The following is a 2766-nucleotide window of genomic DNA, read 5'->3' on the forward strand; positions in this document are numbered from 1 at the left end:
GGCCTGGCGCCAGGAAGGTACCTTCCTGTTCCTCCAGCACCCGTTCGAATTCAGCAAAGGGCGCATAATTGCCGACGGGGATCAGCGTCGGATCGGTCTTGTGCTGATCGAGCACGGCATCGATGAAGGGCCGCTCGTCCATCGACGAGCCCTTCTCGAAAATCAGCGAGAAGGTCGGCAGCTTCGGCTTCCGCTCGGCGGCGTTCTGCAAGGCGGCGACACAGGCGATCGAGGAGGAATCGAGGCCGCCGCTCAGCATCGCGCCGATCGACTGACTTCCGCGCATGCGGTTGCGCACCGATTGCGAAAACAGATGGGCGAATTCCTCCGCCGCATCCGACCGCAGCGGTCGCGCCGACGGCTCGATCTGCCAGTATCGGCGCAGCACCACCTGTTGCGCGGTGACGGTGAGGCTGTGACGCGCCGGCAGGCTGAAGATATCGCTGTAAGGCGTGGATTGCGGGTCGTCGGGAAGCCCGGCCAGGAAGCCCGAAATGCGGTGCTCGCTGATGCGTGCACCGACGCCGTCCAGGCCAAGCATCGGCCCGATCTCGGAGGCAAAGGCAAAACGCCGGTCCGCGGCGTGGTAGTAGAATGGCTTGACCCCGAAATGGTCGCGCGCACAGAACAACAGCTGCCGCTCGGCATCCCAGATGGCAAAGGCGAAATCACCCTGCAGATGCACGGGGCTGGCTTCGCCCCAGCGCAGATAGGCMCGCATCAGCAATGTSGCRTCSGCAACCGAKCTGTCMCKKATGCCSAGCCKCGCCAKCARYTCGTCGCGATTGTCCAGCCGGCAGTCGGCGGTGATGGCGAGTTTGCCGCCGGCCATGGTCAGCGGGCCGGGGCCGGCTTCGTCCGTGGTGTTGAGCCAGGCGTGGCCAAGCGCAATCCCGCTATCCAGCCACCACGAATTTCCGTCCGGGCCGCGATGGCGCATGCGGGCCAGCATCTGCTGGATGTCGGTCGCCGCGTCCGTCGCAGCGGGTCCCTGTCGCAGCAGGATTCCGGCCACGCCGCTCATTGGCTGCCGTGGTCGACCAGATGCGCGAAGCCATCGACGGAGCCGCCAAGCACGACATGGTTGTCGCTGACCAGCCACGCATGCGCCTTCAACTGCTCACCCGTGCCGCGTTCGATGCCGATGCGGATGTTGGAGGCATTGCCCTGACGCGCGAGAATGTATTGGCCCGAAAGCGCCTGGGTAAGGCAAGAGGCGCGCGGCACGAACCGCGCAGCCGCGGCGACTCCCCAGGCGACGAGCCGCAGCTCGCCCATGCTGGCGCACTGGTGGGCGTTGAGCCGGGTCACCATGCCGCGAACGCGATTGTAGGAGAAAAATGTCAACCCCAGCCGGATGGAAGCGACCACCAGCAGGCAATGGCAGAGGAAAAGCGCTTCCCAGCCGCTCAGCGACAGAACCCTGGCCAGGCTCCGGCCAGGCCGGCGTTTCGCTGGCCGCGGTCTTTGGTCCGTCGCAGGTCTTTGCCGTGAGATCATGGCCTTCTGCGAAACCTGCCTAGACAAGTGCCTCATGCTGCAGCCTCACAAGTCCGTTTTCGGCGAGGCCTTTCAGCAAGGCGTCGACGTCGGCCTTGCAACGCTCGGCGTCGACATTGTAGCGCTCGATCACGGCGCCGCGGATATCGGCGATCGACTTCGGCTCCTGGATCAGATCCCAGATGAACGCGCCGACGCCGTTGAGGCTGTAATAAATATTGGATTTCAGGTTGAGAAGCGCGAGGCCGTCACCGAATTCGCAAGCCACGGCGTCCCCGGTGGCACTTACCCAATCGTGCTCCGATGGGTTCCAGTTCATCCCAAAACCTCGTTTGCAACACACGTTCTACGCGTCGTCAGTTCAAAAAGGGAAAGTCGGGGATTTTCATCCCCGGCTCCATTCACGGTATTCAATCCTGGAGGCCCAACGTCACTCCTCCAGAACCAGGCTAGTCTCAGGAGAACGTCAGATCGCCAATCGGGGTGTGCGCCGGAAACGACGCGTCGATTGCCGTGCTGCCGCCACCGCCCTGGGTGATGGTTTCGATCGAACCATGTACCGTCAGGCTGGGCGTTTCGTACTCGTGCTTTTCAACATTCTGTTCCATTTTACTCTCCAATGAGGACTGGAAACGGCCTGTCGAGTGCCGTCAGCACTTTCATGCTGCGATGCAATAGCTGCATGGCAACATTTATGAGTCAAGCCTGATTTACTTCTGGTTAATCAATTACGGGTTGCGGACGTCACCATGTGTGTGCGGAATGCTCAAAATTCCGCCCCTATTGGGCTTAAACCGGATGCAGTCAGGTCTAACGTCTGGCGATTCTTTAAGCAATTGATTTTGCTTGCATAAAAAGTTCATAGCGCTGACGCTTTTTTAGGCATGGCTAAAAAGATGGATTCTTGGTAGGCGACCGGTGTTGATGGATGGCTGAAGTGCCTCGATCGGGCCGGAATTTCAGCCGTAATGTTGCGCCATCTTCAGAACGCTCGGCAAACGCTCTGGTTGCAAAATTTCGCACTGCGAAAGGAAAGACTTTACGGCGCCGAGGTTTTTGAGGATGCTTTGCTTCGCACTTGCAGCATAAGCRTCGCGCAAACCGCATTTTGGAGACTATGCGCTCAATGGCCTTGCCGGAAAGTTCCTATAAGCGACTGCGCGCCGCCGACTGCGCCGACGAGATCGCCTATGTGCAGGCCTGCCTGCGGTTGTATTTCGCTGGACCGGTGGCCTCGGCCGGGGCTGTGTCGCCGCCGAACCTTTC

3 protein-coding genes and 1 pseudogene are annotated in these 2766 nt (G+C 60.6%); all 4 read right to left on the reverse strand.

Annotated features, from left to right (window positions below):
* Nucleotides 1-1024: pseudogene (locus tag AC1DX0_RS34140) on the reverse strand (lasso peptide isopeptide bond-forming cyclase); the annotation flags it as partial.
* The gene (locus AC1DX0_RS34145) at nucleotides 1021-1500 is read right to left on the reverse strand and encodes a lasso peptide biosynthesis B2 protein (RefSeq protein ID WP_477218443.1); all 480 of its coding nucleotides are present in this window, start codon (nucleotides 1498-1500) and stop codon (nucleotides 1021-1023) included. The pseudogene AC1DX0_RS34140 and the gene AC1DX0_RS34145, both read right to left, overlap by 4 nt.
* A gap of 19 nt (nucleotides 1501-1519) precedes the next feature.
* Complete coding sequence (locus tag AC1DX0_RS34150; protein WP_477218442.1) at nucleotides 1520-1819, reverse strand: PqqD family protein; 300 nt, start codon at nucleotides 1817-1819, stop codon at nucleotides 1520-1522.
* Between the two features lie 136 nt (nucleotides 1820-1955).
* Nucleotides 1956-2108, reverse strand: coding sequence for a lasso peptide (locus AC1DX0_RS34155; RefSeq protein ID WP_010913078.1), 153 nt, complete (start codon nucleotides 2106-2108; stop codon nucleotides 1956-1958).
* Nucleotides 2109-2766 lie beyond the last annotated feature (658 nt).

This window comes from Mesorhizobium sp. P3_A9 (assembly GCF_056402975.1).

Excerpts from the sequence above, each read along its gene's own strand:
- AC1DX0_RS34150 (WP_477218442.1), bottom strand. The coding sequence starts at position 1,819 with ATGAACTGGAACCCATCGGAGCACGATTGGGTAAGTGCCACCGGGGAC.
- AC1DX0_RS34155 (WP_010913078.1), bottom strand. The coding sequence starts at position 2,108 with ATGGAACAGAATGTTGAAAAGCACGAGTACGAAACGCCCAGCCTGACG.
- AC1DX0_RS34145 (WP_477218443.1), bottom strand. The coding sequence starts at position 1,500 with ATGATCTCACGGCAAAGACCTGCGACGGACCAAAGACCGCGGCCAGCG.